This is a genomic window from Chitinophaga ginsengisegetis (assembly GCF_900168065.1).
In the GTDB taxonomy this organism is placed as follows: Bacteria; Bacteroidota; Bacteroidia; order Chitinophagales; family Chitinophagaceae; genus Chitinophaga; species Chitinophaga ginsengisegetis.
Genome location: NZ_FUZZ01000001.1, coordinates 2,855,682 through 2,872,233 on the forward strand (window position 1 = coordinate 2,855,682; position 16,552 = coordinate 2,872,233).

Annotated in this window: 13 protein-coding genes; 2 read left to right on the forward strand and 11 right to left on the reverse strand. The window is 46.4% G+C overall.

Features of this window, described 5'->3' with window-relative positions; all coding sequences use genetic code 11:
- Window positions 1-10: 10 nt before the first annotated feature.
- Entirely contained in the window at window positions 11-1,360 is a 1,350-nt protein-coding gene (hisS, locus tag B5Z18_RS11245; protein ID WP_079469436.1) for a histidine--tRNA ligase, read from the forward strand.
- A gap of 69 nt (window positions 1,361-1,429) precedes the next feature.
- Here the strand turns inward: hisS and B5Z18_RS11250 are convergent, their stop codons facing one another.
- The 5 genes from B5Z18_RS11250 to B5Z18_RS11270 all read right to left on the reverse strand — a co-directional run bounded on the left by B5Z18_RS11250 (window position 1,430) and on the right by B5Z18_RS11270 (window position 7,456).
- The gene (locus tag B5Z18_RS11250; RefSeq protein ID WP_079469437.1) at window positions 1,430-3,466 is read right to left on the reverse strand and encodes a protein-disulfide reductase DsbD family protein; all 2,037 of its coding nucleotides are present in this window, start codon (window positions 3,464-3,466) and stop codon (window positions 1,430-1,432) included.
- 102 nt (window positions 3,467-3,568) lie between these two features.
- Window positions 3,569-4,024, reverse strand: a complete 456-nt coding sequence (locus B5Z18_RS11255; protein ID WP_079469438.1) for a protein-disulfide reductase DsbD domain-containing protein — start codon at window positions 4,022-4,024, stop codon at window positions 3,569-3,571.
- A 36-nt stretch (window positions 4,025-4,060) separates the two neighbouring features.
- Window positions 4,061-4,753, reverse strand: coding sequence for a phosphoribosylformylglycinamidine synthase subunit PurQ (gene purQ, locus B5Z18_RS11260; RefSeq protein ID WP_079469439.1), 693 nt, complete (start codon window positions 4,751-4,753; stop codon window positions 4,061-4,063).
- A gap of 189 nt (window positions 4,754-4,942) precedes the next feature.
- Window positions 4,943-5,920 (reverse strand): hypothetical protein, encoded by a 978-nt coding sequence (locus tag B5Z18_RS11265; protein WP_147252293.1) that lies wholly within the window; start codon window positions 5,918-5,920, stop codon window positions 4,943-4,945.
- Between the two features lie 15 nt (window positions 5,921-5,935).
- Complete coding sequence (locus B5Z18_RS11270; protein ID WP_079469441.1) at window positions 5,936-7,456, reverse strand: hypothetical protein; 1,521 nt, start codon at window positions 7,454-7,456, stop codon at window positions 5,936-5,938.
- Window positions 7,457-7,652: 196 nt separating this feature from the next.
- On the opposite strand from B5Z18_RS11270, the gene B5Z18_RS11275 reads away from it, so the two are divergent.
- Window positions 7,653-8,567: a TIGR01777 family oxidoreductase gene (locus tag B5Z18_RS11275; RefSeq protein WP_079469442.1), complete on the forward strand. Its 915-nt coding sequence runs from the start codon at window positions 7,653-7,655 to the stop codon at window positions 8,565-8,567.
- Here the strand turns inward: B5Z18_RS11275 and B5Z18_RS11280 are convergent.
- From B5Z18_RS11280 to B5Z18_RS11305, 6 genes are all read right to left on the reverse strand, one after another.
- Entirely contained in the window at window positions 8,557-9,801 is a 1,245-nt protein-coding gene (locus tag B5Z18_RS11280) for an anthranilate synthase component I family protein (protein ID WP_079469443.1), read from the reverse strand. The genes B5Z18_RS11275 and B5Z18_RS11280 overlap by 11 nt on opposite strands.
- A gap of 73 nt (window positions 9,802-9,874) precedes the next feature.
- Window positions 9,875-10,321, reverse strand: a complete 447-nt coding sequence (locus B5Z18_RS32490) for a hypothetical protein (protein ID WP_079469444.1) — start codon at window positions 10,319-10,321, stop codon at window positions 9,875-9,877.
- Window positions 10,322-10,413: 92 nt separating this feature from the next.
- On the reverse strand, window positions 10,414-11,685 hold the full coding sequence (locus tag B5Z18_RS11290) for an adenylosuccinate synthase (protein WP_079469445.1): 1,272 nt from the start codon (window positions 11,683-11,685) through the stop codon (window positions 10,414-10,416).
- 189 nt (window positions 11,686-11,874) lie between these two features.
- Window positions 11,875-14,121, reverse strand: coding sequence for a RelA/SpoT family protein (locus tag B5Z18_RS11295; RefSeq protein ID WP_079469446.1), 2,247 nt, complete (start codon window positions 14,119-14,121; stop codon window positions 11,875-11,877).
- A 133-nt stretch (window positions 14,122-14,254) separates the two neighbouring features.
- Window positions 14,255-14,995 (reverse strand): response regulator transcription factor, encoded by a 741-nt coding sequence (locus B5Z18_RS11300; protein WP_159454272.1) that lies wholly within the window; start codon window positions 14,993-14,995, stop codon window positions 14,255-14,257.
- Window positions 14,996-15,109: 114 nt separating this feature from the next.
- Window positions 15,110-16,552 (reverse strand): alpha-L-fucosidase, encoded by a 1,443-nt coding sequence (locus B5Z18_RS11305; RefSeq protein ID WP_079469448.1) that lies wholly within the window; start codon window positions 16,550-16,552, stop codon window positions 15,110-15,112.

The window sequence follows — 16,552 nt, forward strand, 5'->3', positions numbered from 1 at the left end:
TTTTTTAGAGATGATAAAGCCCGGTATTCCTAAAGGCACCCGTGATTTTGGCCCGGTGGTAGTGAGAAAACGTAATTATATATTCCAGACCATCCGCGAAACCTTTGAGGTATTCGGTTTCCAGCCGCTGGAAACACCCGCGATGGAGAATTTATCCACCCTCACCGGGAAGTACGGAGAGGAAGGAGATAAACTGATGTTCAAAGTACTGAACAACGGAGAGATCTATAATGAAGCCCATCAGGCTAAAGACAATAAAGAACTCGTTTCCGCCATTACTGAAAAAGCACTGCGTTACGACCTGACCATTCCATTCGCACGCTACGTGGTAATGAACCAGCATGAACTGGCACTTCCCTTCAAACGCTTCCAGATGCAACCCGTATGGCGCGCAGACAGACCGCAGAAAGGCCGCTACCGCGAGTTCTACCAATGCGATGCCGATGTGGTAGGCAGCAATTCCTTACTTAATGAAGTAGAATTACTGCTGATATATGATACCGTGCTAACCAAACTAGGCCTGCAGGGCTATGAACTGCGCATCAATAACCGTAAAATATTATTCGGCCTCGCTGAAGTGATCGGTAAAACCGAATTACTCACCGATATTACCATCTCAATAGATAAACTTGACAAAATTGGTGCAGACGGCGTAAGAAAAGAATTACAGGAACGTGGCTTAACCGGTGCTGATATTGATACCATCGAAAAGTTCCTGGCTATTGACGGAAGCAGCGAAGAAAAACTGGCGCAGCTGAAAGAACTCCTGCAATCTTCTTCCACCGCGTTAAAAGGCATTGAAGAATTGTCGTTTGTGCTCAACTCCGGCTATGCTACCTTCCATACCACTCCCATCATTGATGTAACGCTTGCACGCGGACTTAACTACTACACCGGTATGATCGTGGAAGTAAAAGCCCCTGCTACCGTGAAAATGGGCAGCATCGGCGGCGGCGGCAGATATGATGACCTCACCGGCCTCTTTGGCTTGCCAGGCATTTCCGGCGTAGGAATTTCCTTTGGTGTTGACCGTATTTATGACGTGCTGGAAGAATTGAAACTATTCCCGCAAACAGCACAGCAATCTACCAAAGTATTATTCCTGAACCTCGGAGAAGCCAGTTCCCGCGCAGCTTTCAGCTATATGATGCAGTTACGCCAGCTGGGCGTTGCCGCGGAATTATTCCATGAACCGGCCAAGATGGATAAACAAATGAAGTATGCAGATAAAAGAGCAATTCCTTATGTGATCATCCTCGGGGAATCTGAACTGCAGGACAACCTGGTGAGCGTGAAAAACCTTGCCACCGGCCAACAGGAGAAGATCAGCGGCGCCGAGTTAATCAGCTACGCATTCTGATATAAGTTATAAAAAAAAGAAGGCCGTTTGTACGATACAAACGGCCTTCTTCGTTTTATAACAACTTACTTATTTCGCGTGACGTTTTGCAAACTCCGCTTTTGCATCTTCAAGATATTTTACGAAGGCGTCTACATTTTCTTTCGGATCATAGCCATAACCAATGTTCAGCAGCGCGTTACCTTCCAGGTCTACCGGAATGTAGTATGGCTGTGAGTTACGGTTAAACTTGGTGATCTGGATATCCTGGTTCTTCAACCCAACATCCTTTACATTCAACCCGGAAGTTTTAGACTCATATCTTTCCTCATCGGAAAGTTTGGTCTTTTCATCGGTGTATAAAGAGGCCACGATAAAATCGTTGCGCAGGATCTTCATCACCGCCGGGTTGGACAATACAGACTTTTCAAACTTACGGCAGTTTACGCACGTATGTCCGGTAAAGTCGATCATCAGTGGCTTGTTAGCCACTTTAGCTGCGGCCAGCGCTTCTTCATAATCAAAGAAAACGTGTTCCACACCGGGGATTTCAGAATGCAGCACATCTACCAGCTTTTTAGGCTTTACGGTATTGGCATTGTTGCCACCACCGGCACCGCCGCCTTCGCCGCTTTCCAGCGCTGCCTGAATATTTACCAGTGATTTATTAAGATTAAAATCCTGGGAGCCTTCATGCGGCAGGAATCCGCTGATTCCTTTCAGCGGGGCGCCCCACATACCAGGCACCATGTACACCGTGAATGTAAACGCCGCAATGGCAAAACAGAGACGGGTTACCGTGAGGAAAGGCACGTCGCTGTCGTGGCTCAGCTTCAGCTTACCAACCAGGTACAGCGTGAGCAATGCAAAGATGGCAATCCACAGGGCGAGGAATATTTCCCGGTCCAGCAGATTCCAGTGATAAGCCATATCCACATTAGACAGGAACTTCAGCGCCAGCGCCAGTTCCAGGAAGCCCAGTGTCACCTTCACCGCATTCAGCCAGCCGCCGGATTTACCGATCTTATTCAGCAAACTCGGGAACAGCGCAAATAAGGAGAAGGGTATAGCCAGTGCCAGCGAGAAGCCGAACATCCCTACCAGCGGACCGGAGTTCCCTCCTTTTGCAGCCAGTACCAGCAGGTTCCCTAAAATAGGACCCGTGCAGGAGAAAGACACGATAGCCAGGGTAAGCGCCATGAAGAAAATACCCACCATACTGCTCATGCCCGCTTTGGAATCGGACACATTGGCCCAGGAGCTGGGTAAACTGATTTCAAAAGCGCCCAGGAACGAGAACCCGAACAACAGGAAGATCACAAAGAAGATCATGTTGGCGATACCATTACTGGCCAGTGAATTCAGCGCACTTGCACCAAATATTTTGGTGATCAGGAAGCCCAGCAGCGTATAGATAACGATGATAGACAGGGAATAGGTAAATGCGTTCTTGATACCCTGCGCCCTTGTTTGGCTACGCTTGGTGAAGAAGCTTACTGTGATAGGAATCATGGAGAATACGCAGGGCGTAATCAGCGCAATGAATCCACCACCAAAGCTGGCGATAAAAATCCACCACAACGATTTGTTGGATGCATCATCGTCCGCTACGCCACCTTTTACAGCAGCTCCCGCCGTAGTGGTATCAGCGCCTGCTTTCGCGGCCGCAGGCTCTCCTGTTGGCACCTCGAATGTAGTTTCTTCCGGCACGGCATCTTCTCCTTTCAGCACCATGTAAGTAATGGTTCCGGAAAGTTTGGAAACGGGTCCGGTGGCTTTTACTGCCGCTACCAATTCTACTTCGTTCTCAAAATATTTGATCTCGAGATTATCGAATAAAGGTTCTTTGCGGTTTTCCAGTTTACCATTTTCTGTGATACCTGTAATAGTGGCTTTTACGCTGCTATCCAGTACTACCCTGGTATTGGGATCATCGTTTCCCATTGTGGTGGAAAAAAGCTGCCAGCCTTTTTCTACGGCGCCCTTCAGATGCAGCACATATTCCTGGTCACTTTTCTTTTCTGCAGAGAACTGCCATTTAACAGGCTTCGGGCTTGCGTCCTGCGCGTTTGCACGAAGTGCGAACAGGGCAAAGACAGGTATTAGAAATGAAAGCAAATGCTTCATATAGTCAATAGGCTTTAAATAATATAAATCTGAGAAAACAAGAAACGAGTTCCTTTTGAGGAACTCGTTTTGCGAGTATTGTTATCAGTTACCGGATTCAATTTATTTTCCTCCAACACTTACTGCAAATTCCACTTCTTTCGGTGGTAAACACTGATGGTCGTCACATACCATGTACTCTACGGATCCTTTTACTTTGGTAGCGGCTTTACCTTTTACCGTTACTTTTTGTACGAAGTCTACAGAGTTTTCGTAGAATTTCAGTTCTGAGTTAAAGTTTTTGTCGAATGACTTATGCAGTTTACCTACTTCTTCCACTTTACCTACAGAAGCGGCCAGTGGGTTTTTAGTAAACTTAAACGAGGTAGCTACCGGACCTTCTCCTGCTTCCTGTGCGTACAGATGCCAGCCGGCATCGATAGTGGCAGTAGCGTGTACTTCGTAGGTAGTGGCATTCACCTTCTTCGCTGTAAAGCTCCATTTTACCGGGTTCTCTATCTGTGCGCTTGCCAGGATAGGCAAGGCAAATAAAGCCAGTGCTGTTAATAATTTTTTCATGCTTTTCTTTTTAATTGGTTGGTTGATTTAATCTATCTAGTTGTTATTGATCAGACTTTGTAAAATCAGCTGCCCGTCTGTATTACCCAGGGCCAGGCTGGTAGCCCTTTCCGGGTGAGGCATCATTCCAAAAACATTTCTTGCTTTGTTACAGATGCCTGCTATGTTACGGATGGCGCCGTTGTGGTTAGCAGATTCAATAATGTTGCCAAACTCATCGCAGTAACGGAATAACACCTGGTTGTTCTTAAACAGTTCATCCAGGGTAGCGTCGTCGGCATAGTAACGGCCTTCTCCGTGTGCGATCGGGATCATTAATGGTCTGCCGGCTACATCTTTGGTAAGGGATGCAGTGGTATTTTCGCTTTTCAGGTATACATTTTTGCAGATGAACTGCTGGTGCTGGTTCTGTAATAATACGCCCGGCAGCAAACCGGCTTCGCATAATACCTGGAAACCGTTGCAAACACCGATTACACGGCCACCTTTATTGGCAAATTCAATCACACTCTGCATCATCGGACTAAACTTCGCAATAGCGCCGCAACGCAGGTAGTCGCCAAAGGAAAAACCGCCCGGTAATACGATACAATCTTCTGTGCTGAATGCGCTCAGGTCTTTATCCTTATGCCACAGTTCTATAACTTCCTGTCCCAGGTCATTACGCAGGGAATCAATCATATCATGATCACAATTAGAACCGGGAAAGGTGACAACGCCAAATTTCATCTGAAAATGTTTTGTGTTTATGTGTAAATAATGCTTTTAAAAAACGTTTTTCCCCACGTTTTTGCCATCATTTTCACGAATGACAAAACTAATGGGAAAGGACAAAATTACTTCGCCGTTCGCAATTTTCCATTGCCGTTTGTCCTGATTTAACAAATTACTGGTAATCAGGCCCTTAAAATGGGGAAATCAGCTGAAATATTGCATAACAATCACATATGCCAGTGCAATGAAGTGGATAATGTTGGCAAAAGTATCGTTGGTAACCGACCAGAATACGTTACCGGCAAACATGGAGATCGGCAAAACTGCCAGTACCCAGTAGGCAGCTGAAAAGTGAACATTAAAGAACGGTACCATCATGGCTACCAGTACATATATGACTAATGCCGCCCATATTTTACGGCCCTGTATCAGCATTTTTTTAAGCGGGCGCTGCAACAGCACCCATCCGATCACAAAAAAGAGCAAACATGCAATCATGGCTCCCCATACCTTATAATCAGTGATCATGGGCAGGGAGGCCCCCATATTAGGGATCTTCCAGAGCAGGGTCATCTGACCGGTGAGGAACAGGTAGGTACCCATCAGGTATAATGGACAGATCAGGCCCAGCAGGGCAATGATCCACTCCGCCAGCCGGAAAGCACGCATAATGAGCATACTGGACAGCAGCAAAGAACAAAATATAACAGAGGGGAAGTAAAAGAGTCCGCTTATTCCCAGGGCAAACCCGATATTAAATACCACATCACGGGCGGAAGTACGTGTATACAGCTCCGTTATACTGGTAAATACCCATAGCATAATGAGGTTCACGATGAGTGCCGGCGAAAATACGTTCCAGCTTTGCAGCATGGAGGTAAACAGCAGGTAACACATGGCCGGCAGGTAAGTAGGCCGTGGAAATAACCGGTGGTGATTAATGATACGGGTGAAAAGCAATGATTGCAAAAACAGCAGTAACACGGCCATTGATGTAAATACCAACGGACTGCCGCCGGTAAATGTCTGCATCCATTTCACCAGCAGGTGATACAAAAGCCCTTCCGATCCGTCTGCCATGTAGGTTGATGGATGGATCAGATAGTAAAACTTAACAACCAGCGTGTATATTAACAACAGCAATACCGTTAGCGGATTGCCTGAGCGAAAAAATTTTATCACAGTGCAAAGGTGTGATTAAAAGTCAATTTTAGCAAAGCAAATATAATTCCTGTAAATACATGGTATCACCACGGTGCGGCCACTGATTTGTTTGCCATACCGGGGCATCCAGGTGAAACCCTTATCCAGGTTACGCAGCGTAGGCATGCGGTTCACTTTACCTCCCGGGGCCAGACTTACATCTGTTAACATATAATTTCTTCTGTCCAGTTCATTATACAGAAAACGTAATTCGCTGCCCACATTTACCATCAGGTAAGACAGGTACAGGTCGGCGTTATCATCATACTGGCTCTTATGTACAAAGTTATTCCACTGCATGTTTCCCTCATCGTCGAACGACAATACCGCTACATTATCATAATGATAACGTAATCCCTGTGAATTGTTCCAGTAGTAAGGATTGTAGTACATGGAAGAATAAGGGGAATAGTAGTAAGGGGCATACATACCACCGTAAGGGCTGCCATACATGTAATTCCACCGGTTCCAGGGCTGGTAGCGGGAAGAAGTGGAGAAAGATTCTGCAGTGAGCAGGAATCCGCCATTGCTGGTATTAATCACCTTACGGATGAAGTAATCGTTAAAGGCCGCGCTGGTGCTCGATTCGCCACGGGCATTCACTTTCAGGTCATCGGGGAATACCTGTGATTTCTCATACACCGTTTTATGATTGGCGTAGTCGTATTTATACAGATATAATCCTTCTACATTTCCTCTTTTCTGTTTATAATAAAAAGCAGTGACCAGGGCCGTTTGCTTATTGTTATCAAGTTTCATCTTTACCTCATCCAGCAATTGTGCTTTGAAAGCCATTGTGGAAGTTTCAAAGCTGTCTACCAGTGAACGTTTCACTACCATGCTGCCGCTCACCACATAGTCGCGGTTGGAGGTGCGTTCCAGTTTATTAAAGATCAGATCGCCGGTATTGGTGAGGTTAAAGTTGCTGAGGAACTGCTTCTTCTGCATGGGCATGGACAGGCGGCTGTTATTCACCAGGCTCATGGCACTGTCGTACAGGAAGGTATAAAATACGTTGTTGTTTTCGTTATCCTGGTTGATCTTATACACCATGATGCGGTTCTTATCTTCCGATACCTCAACAGAATATACTTTGTTCTCTTTAGAATAGATACCGATGCGGGTGGAATCGATCAGGATGGGCGCATCTGCAAACTTAGCTTCCGGCGACATGGTGGCGCAGAAGCTGTACACCGCATCCTTGCGCTGGAACTGGTAAATCATCAGCACCTTATCAGGATAGGCCACAAAGTCCATGCTGATCACTTTACGGGGCAGGAAGTCCAGTTTAACCCTTTCTTTCAGCTGCATCGCATTATCATATACAGACACTACAAAGTCGCCGCGGTCTGTTTTATACACCAGTATATTCCCTGCTACCTTACCAATGATTTCAAACTCGGTGCTTTTATAATCATCTTTCTCCGGTTCAGAATAGGTTATTTTCTGTGCCATTGCTGCTGTGCCGGCGAAAAGCAGCAACAATAATAACTGTAGGCGGTATAGCGTATGCATGCGGTAATATAGATTTCAGATATTTTTGTGATAATGCAGATGGCCCATTTGTATGTGCCATTTTCAAACTTACATTAAAATTCAGAAATTAAGTTGTCAATTTAAAGCTGGTAAGCCCTGCTTTTACATAAATTCCAAAAGGCCCGATTTATTGTGTATTTTTAATAAATTATTTTAAAAAAGCAGCTATTATTGAATGGAGACCGTTATTATAACCGGTGGAACAGGACTCATAGGGACGGCATTAACCCGGCTGCTGCTGGAGCGCGGCTACAAGGTGATTATCCTCAGCAGACGCCCCGATAAGCGCAGCATTAAGGATGTAACATACGCCCACTGGAACGTGGAAACGCAAACCATAGATAAAGAAGCCGTTCAACAGGCGGACTATATAGTGCACCTGGCGGGCGCCAATGTGGGCGAGAAACGCTGGACTGCTGCACGTAAACAGGAGATTATTGATAGTCGCACCAAAAGCAGTGATTTAATTTTCACCACCCTGAAAAACTTCCCCAATAAAGTAAAGAAGGTGATCAGCGCTTCGGCAACGGGGTACTACGGCGAGTTTACAGACCATGTATTCACCGAAACGGATCCCCCGGCCACCGACTTCCTGGGTACCACTACCCTCGCCTGGGAACAAAGCATTTCCAAAGTAACGACGCTTGGCAAAAAGCTGGTGATTTTCCGGACCGGGATTGTATTAAGTCCGGATGGCGGCGCTTTAAAGGAATTCTACAAACCGCTGCGGTTTGGATTTGCCACAGTGCTCGGATCAGGCGAACAGTTTGTTCCCTGGATACATATTCATGATATTGTACGCCTGTACTTCAATGCCATTGTGAACGACAAGCTGGAAGGCATCTACAATGCCGTGGCCCCCACCCCTGTTACCAACCGTGAACTGATACTGAGCATGGCCCGGCAGGCAAAAGGCGGCAGCTTTATGACTACCTATGTACCTACTTTTGCCCTGAAACTGGCATTGGGGGAAATGAGTGTGGAAGTATTGAAAAGTGTAAAGGCTTCTGCCGACAAAATACAACAAACCGGTTTCCAGTATTCTTATCCTACCATTAACGAGGCGATGGAGCAGCTGTTTAGCCGATAACGGTTTTCTCCATAGCAGCGGCTTTCAGCAGGCACTCTTCCCATTCTTTTTCGGGATCACTGTAAAAAGTGATGGCTGATCCGGTCTGGAAAGAGAGGTAGCGGTTTTCTGCGTTGTACAGCATGCTGCGGATTACTACATTAAAGTCGAAATCACCTGCCGGCGTAATATACCCAACGGCTCCGGAGTAAAGTCCGCGGCGGGTTTGCTCATATTGCTCAATGAGTTGCATCACCCTTATTTTTGGCGCCCCCGTCATAGACCCCATCGGGAAGGCATTACGCAATACTTCCGTGAAGGGTGTTTCAGGAGACAGCTGTGCAGAAACAGTAGAGATCATGTGGTGCACATGCGCAAAGGAATAGATACCAAAAAGCTCCGTTACTTCCACCGTACCCTGCAATGCCGTGTGGGATAAATCGTTACGTACAAGATCTACCACCATTACATTTTCCGCGCGTTCTTTGGCGCTGTTCAGCAGTTCTTGTTGCAATTGCCGGTCTGTTTCCGGATTGGCATCTTTGCGGCTGGTACCTTTTATCGGCTGGGAGATAACGGTATTGCCTTTCTTTTGTACAAAGCGTTCCGGGCTGGAGCAGGCGAGGTAACGGTGATGCAGGCGGTAATAGGCCGCAAAAGGCGATGGCGACAAGGCATTTAACCGGGTAAATAAAGCCGGTGGATGTATGCTGATATTTTCCATGAAGTTTTCGCGGCAGAAATTCACTTCATAGCAGTCGCCCTGCAGGATGTGCTGTTGCAGGCTTTTCACTGCGGCAATATAGCGTTGATGATCCAGGCGGCTTTGCAATGGTTGCACCGGGGAAGTAACCACGGGCGTAGTATCCGCGGGCATCTGCAAAACAGCTGCCAGGATTTCCTGCGCCTCTTCTTTGCTGAAGGCTTCTCCGCCGATATGTACCTGTTCCTTTTGCAGTTGTATGATTACGCGGGGCACAAAGAAGTGCATATCCGGGAAACCGATACCATCGTGGTGTTGTGATTGAATACCTGGTACCGTTTCATTTTTCAGATCGTAGGCGAGGTGGCCAAAGAGCCAGCCGCCGTGTGTTTGATGAAATTGCTGTAAGGCGGGGAAAGCGTTTCCGGCGTTTACTTCGAGGGTATGCAGCGCATCTGCAGCGAGTATGGCTTCATACTGATGCCAGGGAGAATCATAATTATTATTGTCTAAAAAACAACAAATGTTGAACTGGTTTCCCCAATCCAACATTCGTTGCTTAAATATTTTCTGATTATCAACCGGAAAAGTGTGGAATATCCTGATAACAATCGTGTTTTAGTGCTTAAAAATCATCATCGTCATCATCAAAACGATCGTTGAACAGATCCATGTCTTTGAATTCATCATCGATACCCAGGTCGTCGTCATCATCGGCTTTTTTGCTGCCAGTGCTGGGACGGCCGCGTTTACCTTTTGACTTAGGCATGTCAAATTCTTCAAAATCAGGATCATAATCATCATCTTCTCCTTTTTCCCACGCATCATCCACATCATCTTCCTCATCTGCGTCGTCTTCATCCTCATCATCATCTTTACGTTTTGATTTGGATGCAGACTTATCTGATTTCTTTGAGGCAGATTTGGAAGGTTTCACATCTTCATCATCATCTTCCTCATCATCATCATCCACCTCTTTCTTAGGCTTGGCCGCAGCTTTGGGAGCTTCTTTTGCAGTCTTAGGAGAAGTAGTTTTTTTGGTCTCTTTCTCTTTATCAGATTTTGATTTCATAATAGGTTACCTTATTTCTTTGCCGTAAAGTTTTAATAGTTTTTTTTATTCGCCAAATTTTTTTTGCTGTTTTTTTTCCTTACTTTTTGGTTCTACTTTTCAAGGATCTGATCGCGTCCGGGTCCGTTGGAAACGTATTTCACGGGAACACCCAGATACGAGTCTACTGCTGTAACAAATGCTTTCATCTCCGCCGGTAACTCGTTGAACTGCTGACAAGTAGAAGTTTTATCACTCCATCCTTTAAATGTTTCCCAGACAGGTTTAATGTCCAGACCGTTAATCTGGAAGGGCAATTGCTTTGTTTGTTTTCCGTCAATTTCGTAGGCGGTGCAGGCGAGTACTTCGTCGAATTCGTCGAGTACGTCGCTTTTTGTCATTACCAGTTGGGTAACGCCGCTCAGCATGCAGGTATAATTCAGTGCCACCAGGTCGATCCAGCCGCAACGGCGTGGACGGCCGGTTACCGCACCAAATTCGTGACCTGCGGAACGCAGCTTTTCACCAGTTGCATCATGCAGCTCGGTAGGGAAAGGACCGCTACCAACGCGGGTGCAATAGGCTTTGGTAACACCAATCACTTCTTTGATCCACTGCGGGGCAATACCTAAACCGGTACATACGCCGGCAGAGATAGTGTTGGAAGAAGTAACAAAAGGATAAGTACCAAAATCCACGTCCAGCATACTTCCCTGGGCGCCTTCAGCCAATACTTTTTTACCGGCTTTCAGTTTCTCATTCAGGAAATATTCGCCGCTTACCACGTTCATTTTCTGCAGGAAAGGAATGGCTTCGAAGAACTCAGCTTCCCAGTTGGCAATATCTTCTGAAAATTCATTTATATCATACTGACACAACAGCTGCAGGTGTTTCTGCTTCAGTTTTTCGTACAGTGTTTTAAAATCGGGAGATAAAACATCACCTACGCGCAAACCATTTCTGCCGGTTTTATCCATGTAGGCAGGGCCGATACCTTTTAAAGTAGAGCCTATTTTATCATTTCCTTTCGCTATTTCAGACGCTTTGTCCAGCGCGCGGTGTGTAGGAACAATGATATGGGTTTTTTCAGCAATAAACAGATTTTTTGTCAGATCTACTCCCAGGGCTGAAATATCTTCACTTTCTTTTTTGAAAGCTACAGGATCCAGCACCACGCCGTTACCGATCAGGTTGATGGTCTTATCATGAAATACACCGGATGGAATGGTGCGCAATACTACTTTCTGACCGTTTACATACAAAGTGTGACCAGCGTTTGGTCCACCCTGGAAACGGGCAATCACGTCGTACCTGCCGGCAAAATAGTCCACAATCTTACCCTTGCCTTCGTCGCCCCATTGCAGGCCTAACAAAACGTCTACCATAATGATTTAATTAAATATCGGAGGTTTGTTGCTTTAAAAGAAGTCGCAAAATTAAGGCGAATATTAAGAATTACAAACAAATTACTAATTACACACCGGAATTGCGGATAAAAGGGAAGATTTCATCAAGATATTCTGAAACCTTCCCTTTTATCCGCAATTCTTTATTTGCTGTTTGTATTTTTTTCTTTAAGATTCTTCGAGGCGCTGGATAGATTGTATTCCATCGAGCGTTTTAAGCCTATCCACGAGCTCGTCCAGTTCTTCCTTGTCGTGGACATATACTTTGATCAACCCCTCAAATAAGCCTTCTTTTGACTCAATGCTGAGGGCGGAGATATTAATCTTCAATTCACCGGAAATAATGTTTGTAATCTTATGGATCACGCCCACATCATCCATCCCGATAATACGTAAGCCGGTGAGGAAGGAAATTTCGCGGTTCTTTACCCATTTGGTCTTTACCACGCGGTGACCATAGTTAGCCAGCAGCTGCGCAGCATTGGGGCAGTTGGTACGGTGTATCTTCAACCCTTCACTGGCGGTAATAAAGCCAAATACGTCGTCTCCCGGGATCGGGCGGCAGCAGTTAGCCAGTTTGTAGGCAATCTTGTCGGAGCTTTCTCCGAAGATGATCAGTTCTGCGTCTTTCTTGGAAGGCAGCTGATGCTTTACATGTTCTTCCGGTACGTGTTCCGGCACCTTCACCGGTTTTGGGGGTTCCAGTTTATCGCCCAGTACAGAAAACTGTTTCAGTTCTTTCAGATCGATATTGCGGACCGCCACCTGGTAATATAAATCCAGTGGGGACGGCTGTTTGTAGAACTGTACCAGTTCATTAATATTATGCTGACTGAAAGAAATATTCATGTGCGACAGCTTACGCTCCAGTGCCGCTTTCCCGTCCATCGCCACTTTGCGCTTTTCTTCCTTCAGCGCATCCTTGATCTTGGATTTGGCTTTGGCCGTGAGCACAAAGTTCAGCCAGTCTTCCGAAGGCTTTTGCTTATTGGAGGTAATGATCTCTACCTGGTCGCCACTGCGCAGTTTATGGCTCAGGGGCACCAGTTTGTAATTCACTTTGGCGCCGATACATTTGTTTCCCACCGCACTGTGGATGGAGTAGGCAAAGTCGAGCGCAGTAGAGTTTACCGGCAATATTTTCAGATCCCCTTTGGGGGTATACACATAAATTTCTTCCGTAAAGAGGTTACTCTTAAAATCGGCCAGGAAGTCGAGCGTATTGGAATCGGGATTGTTCAGGATTTCCCGGATCTGGGTGAACCACTGATCAAATTTAGATTCCTGCTGGGCAGAGGCATTGCTGCCTTCCTTGTACCGCCAGTGGGCGGCCACGCCTTTTTCCGCATAATCGTTCATGCGTTTGGAGCGGATCTGCACTTCCACCCATTTACCGCTGGGGCCCATTACGGTTACGTGCAACGCCTCATACCCGTTGGATTTGGGGTTGCTGAGCCAGTCGCGGGTCCTTTCCGGGCTTGGATGGTAAAAGTCGGTGATGATGGAATACACCTTCCAGCAATCTGCCTTTTCCTTATCTATCGAGGAATCCAGGATGATACGGATGGCAAAAAGGTCGTATACTTCTTCAAAGGCAACGCCTTTTGTTTTGATCTTGTTATGGATGGAATGGATTGATTTCGGGCGGCCATAGATCTCGAATTCAAATCCTTCTTCCTGCAGCACTTCCTTGATAGGCTTGATAAACTCGTTGATATAGCGGGTGCGTTCCCGTTTGGTTTCTTTGAGGCGCTTGGCTATTTCACGGTAAGTTTGCTGCTCCGTATATTTCATGGCCAGATCTTCCATTTCGGATTTGATATTGTATAATCCGAGGCGATGAGCCAGAGGCGCATAAATGAATACGGTTTCAGATGCTATTTTCAGCTGTTTTTCACGGCTCATGCTATCGAGCGTACGCATATTGTGCAGCCTGTCGGCCAGCTTGATCAGGATAACCCGGGGGTCATCTGCCAGCGTCAGTAATATTTTCTTGAAGTTTTCTGCCTGTGCGGTGCTGGTACTGGAGTCTATTACGGTAGATATTTTTGTGAGACCGTCTACAATATGAGCGATCTCATTCCCGAACTCGCGGGACACATCTTCCAGTGTTACTTCGGTATCTTCCACGGTATCGTGGAGCAGGGCACATATGGCGGAACGTACGCCAAGACCAATTTCTTCCACGCAAATCTGCGCCACGGCCAGCGGATGCAGTATATAAGGCTCCCCGGATTTACGCCGCATTTCCTTGTGTGCATCTGCTGCCATTTCAAAAGCAGTACGTACCAGCTCCCTGTCGCCTTTTTTTAAACGGGGCTTCAACGCCCTCAATAAAGCACGGTAATGCCGAACGATTTCCTTCTTTTCCTGCTCTTCGTCTAAATTATATTTTTGTACAACCACTGTTTCCATTGGAATAAAGTTACGATTTAATATAATCTGAAAGAAAAAAGCAGGTTTTGACATAAAAACACCCATCCTTTGCCGGCGATAAAACCGGAAAGGATGGGGAGGTTGATTATTCGGCGGGAAAGAAAAATGTAAATCAGTGGATGGGTACGGTGATCTTCACCGGCAGGATGTCTTCCGGCACATTTAGCCGGAGACCTACGTTGTAAACGGTTTCCAGCTCTACACGGGGTACCAGTTTGAGTAACCGGCGCACACGGCCAATAAATACGTCCATACTGCGACTTGCGTAAAAATCTTCTTTTCCCCAAACCCGCAGCAGTACCTCGTCTTTTTGTACGATGATATTGGGCCGGCTGAGGAAATAACGCAGCATTTTTGCTTCAATGGGAGAAATTCTTCCTTTGGCCAGTTTGCTGCTGGTTTCAAAGATTTTGAGCTTCCGGTAATGGAAGGTGTAATTGGCTACCGTATGCCCTACCAGCAACTCTGTTCTGTTGGGACGGGTCCACTTCAGGATCACCTTCATTCTTTTTACCAGTTCCTCAAAACTGAATGGCTTTACGAGGTAACCATCCCCTCCCAGCTGAAATCCGCTGATACGGTCTGTTTCTTCCGTCTTTTCAGCCGACAGGAAAAAGATGGGCGTCAGCATCGTAACATTCCGGATTTCCTTTGCCAGTTCAAATCCATTCATTTTTGGAAGAACGATGTCGATAAGACAAATGTCATACTTGGACCTCGAATAAAGGTTCCAGGCATCTACGCCGTCGAAACAATGCTCCACACTGTAGCCGGCCTGCTCCAGGTGCTGTTTGACGATACCGCCGAATGCCTTATCATCGTCAACAAGCAAGACTTTTGGGTTTCTGTTCATATAGCTACCATTTGTGATCAGTTTGACTATAAAACAAAAAAGAGATGACCGCGGGTAAGCGTCCATCTCTTTTTTTTATTTATCAACACTAATTCACATTAATTCACACTACAATCACAGCTTTTCCACAGCCGGTATTTTAATAGCTATTGCATGCTCAAATCCTTTATCACGGATAGATGCAGGAATCTGCACTTCTACCCCGGCGGCTGTAGTTTTCCACACCAGCTTATTATTGGTTCCCAGCACCTGTAAACGGGCGCCTTTCACCGGCGTTAATCCTTTAAATGAAATTACTGCAGGCAATTTCTCATTCTGATCCAACAGATAGATCGCATATACGCTACCGTCTTTTTTACGGGTGAAACATACCTTCCCGTCTTTGTAAGGAGCCACTGCACGGGTGCCATAAATAGCGTCACCGTTAATATGAATCCATTCACCGATATGCTTCATGGTGGTGTAGGCATCGTTATGCAGCTCGCCATCAGGGCCGGGAGCCACATTCAGCAGGTAGTTGCCGCCTTTGGCCACAATATCCACCAGGTTGTGGATCAGCACATTTACGGATTTGTATTTATCGTCCGGTACATACGACCAGGAGCTGCCCATTGTCATGCAGGTTTCCCAGGGATAGCTGAGCGGCTTATCAGGGATCTGCTGTTCAGGGGTGCGGTAGTTTTCGTATGGGCCGTGTACACTTCGATCCACTACAATCAGTCCGGGTTGGTGACTGCGGGCCATCGTGGCAATTTTGCCCATATCTATATCCTGATCCTGCGGAGCCGTTTGGCTCCAGGAAAGGGATTCCTTTGTTTGTTGCTTCAACGGACGCACCCAGCCGCCATCCAGCCAGAGGATATCCAGTTTACCGTAGCTGGTCATCAGTTCTTCAATCTGGTTATAGGTGTATTGTTTGAACTGGTTCCATCTTTCCGGATATTTCTTCAGGTCGTAGTTCGGATTACGGTCCTTTGGCGGAAAGTAGCTCCACCAGTAGTATTCAGTGTGCCAGTCGGGCTTGGAAAAGTACGCCCCTGCGTGTATACCTTCCTCACGGAAAGCCTGGAATACTTCCTTCGCCAGGTTGGCGCGCGGGTTCTTGCTGAAAGCGCCATCAGCGGCGGTTATCTTGTAGTCGGTTTGTTTGGTATCAAACATACAAAAGCCATCGTGGTGCTTGGTGGTAAACACCAGGTACTTCATCCCCGCGTCCTTTGCGGCTTTCGCCCATTTTTCCGGGTTGAAGTGAACGGGGTTAAAAGTTTTCCCCAGCGCCTCATACTTTTTCAGGTAATCGTAATAGGGAATACCTGCCGGCTTACGCTGTGTCCAGCCTTCATCTTCCGGGCAAATGCTCCAGGATTCCACCACGCCCCATTGGGAATAGGGGCCCCAGTGCATGATCATCCCAAATTTCCAATCCTGCCACTCGTCCAGCTTCTTTACCACCGCCTGATCTGTTTCAGGTACGTAAGGTGGTTCTTCATTCTGTGCGTGGAGGCCATTAAAGCCCAGCAACGCAAATCCCAATAAGATCAGGTATTTCTTTTTCAT

Excerpts from the sequence above, each read along its gene's own strand:
- B5Z18_RS11270 (WP_079469441.1), bottom strand. The coding sequence starts at position 7,456 with ATGCATACGCTATACCGCCTACAGTTATTATTGTTGCTGCTTTTCGCC.
- B5Z18_RS11255 (WP_079469438.1), bottom strand. The coding sequence starts at position 4,024 with ATGAAAAAATTATTAACAGCACTGGCTTTATTTGCCTTGCCTATCCTG.
- B5Z18_RS32490 (WP_079469444.1), bottom strand. The coding sequence starts at position 10,321 with ATGAAATCAAAATCTGATAAAGAGAAAGAGACCAAAAAAACTACTTCT.
- B5Z18_RS11280 (WP_079469443.1), bottom strand. The coding sequence starts at position 9,801 with ATGTTGGATTGGGGAAACCAGTTCAACATTTGTTGTTTTTTAGACAAT.
- B5Z18_RS11295 (WP_079469446.1), bottom strand. The coding sequence starts at position 14,121 with ATGGAAACAGTGGTTGTACAAAAATATAATTTAGACGAAGAGCAGGAA.
- B5Z18_RS11290 (WP_079469445.1), bottom strand. The coding sequence starts at position 11,685 with ATGGTAGACGTTTTGTTAGGCCTGCAATGGGGCGACGAAGGCAAGGGT.
- B5Z18_RS11275 (WP_079469442.1), top strand. The coding sequence starts at position 7,653 with ATGGAGACCGTTATTATAACCGGTGGAACAGGACTCATAGGGACGGCA.
- hisS (WP_079469436.1), top strand. The coding sequence starts at position 11 with ATGATAAAGCCCGGTATTCCTAAAGGCACCCGTGATTTTGGCCCGGTG.
- B5Z18_RS11300 (WP_159454272.1), bottom strand. The coding sequence starts at position 14,995 with ATGAACAGAAACCCAAAAGTCTTGCTTGTTGACGATGATAAGGCATTC.
- B5Z18_RS11305 (WP_079469448.1), bottom strand. The coding sequence starts at position 16,552 with ATGAAAAAGAAATACCTGATCTTATTGGGATTTGCGTTGCTGGGCTTT.
- purQ (WP_079469439.1), bottom strand. The coding sequence starts at position 4,753 with ATGAAATTTGGCGTTGTCACCTTTCCCGGTTCTAATTGTGATCATGAT.
- B5Z18_RS11250 (WP_079469437.1), bottom strand. The coding sequence starts at position 3,466 with ATGAAGCATTTGCTTTCATTTCTAATACCTGTCTTTGCCCTGTTCGCA.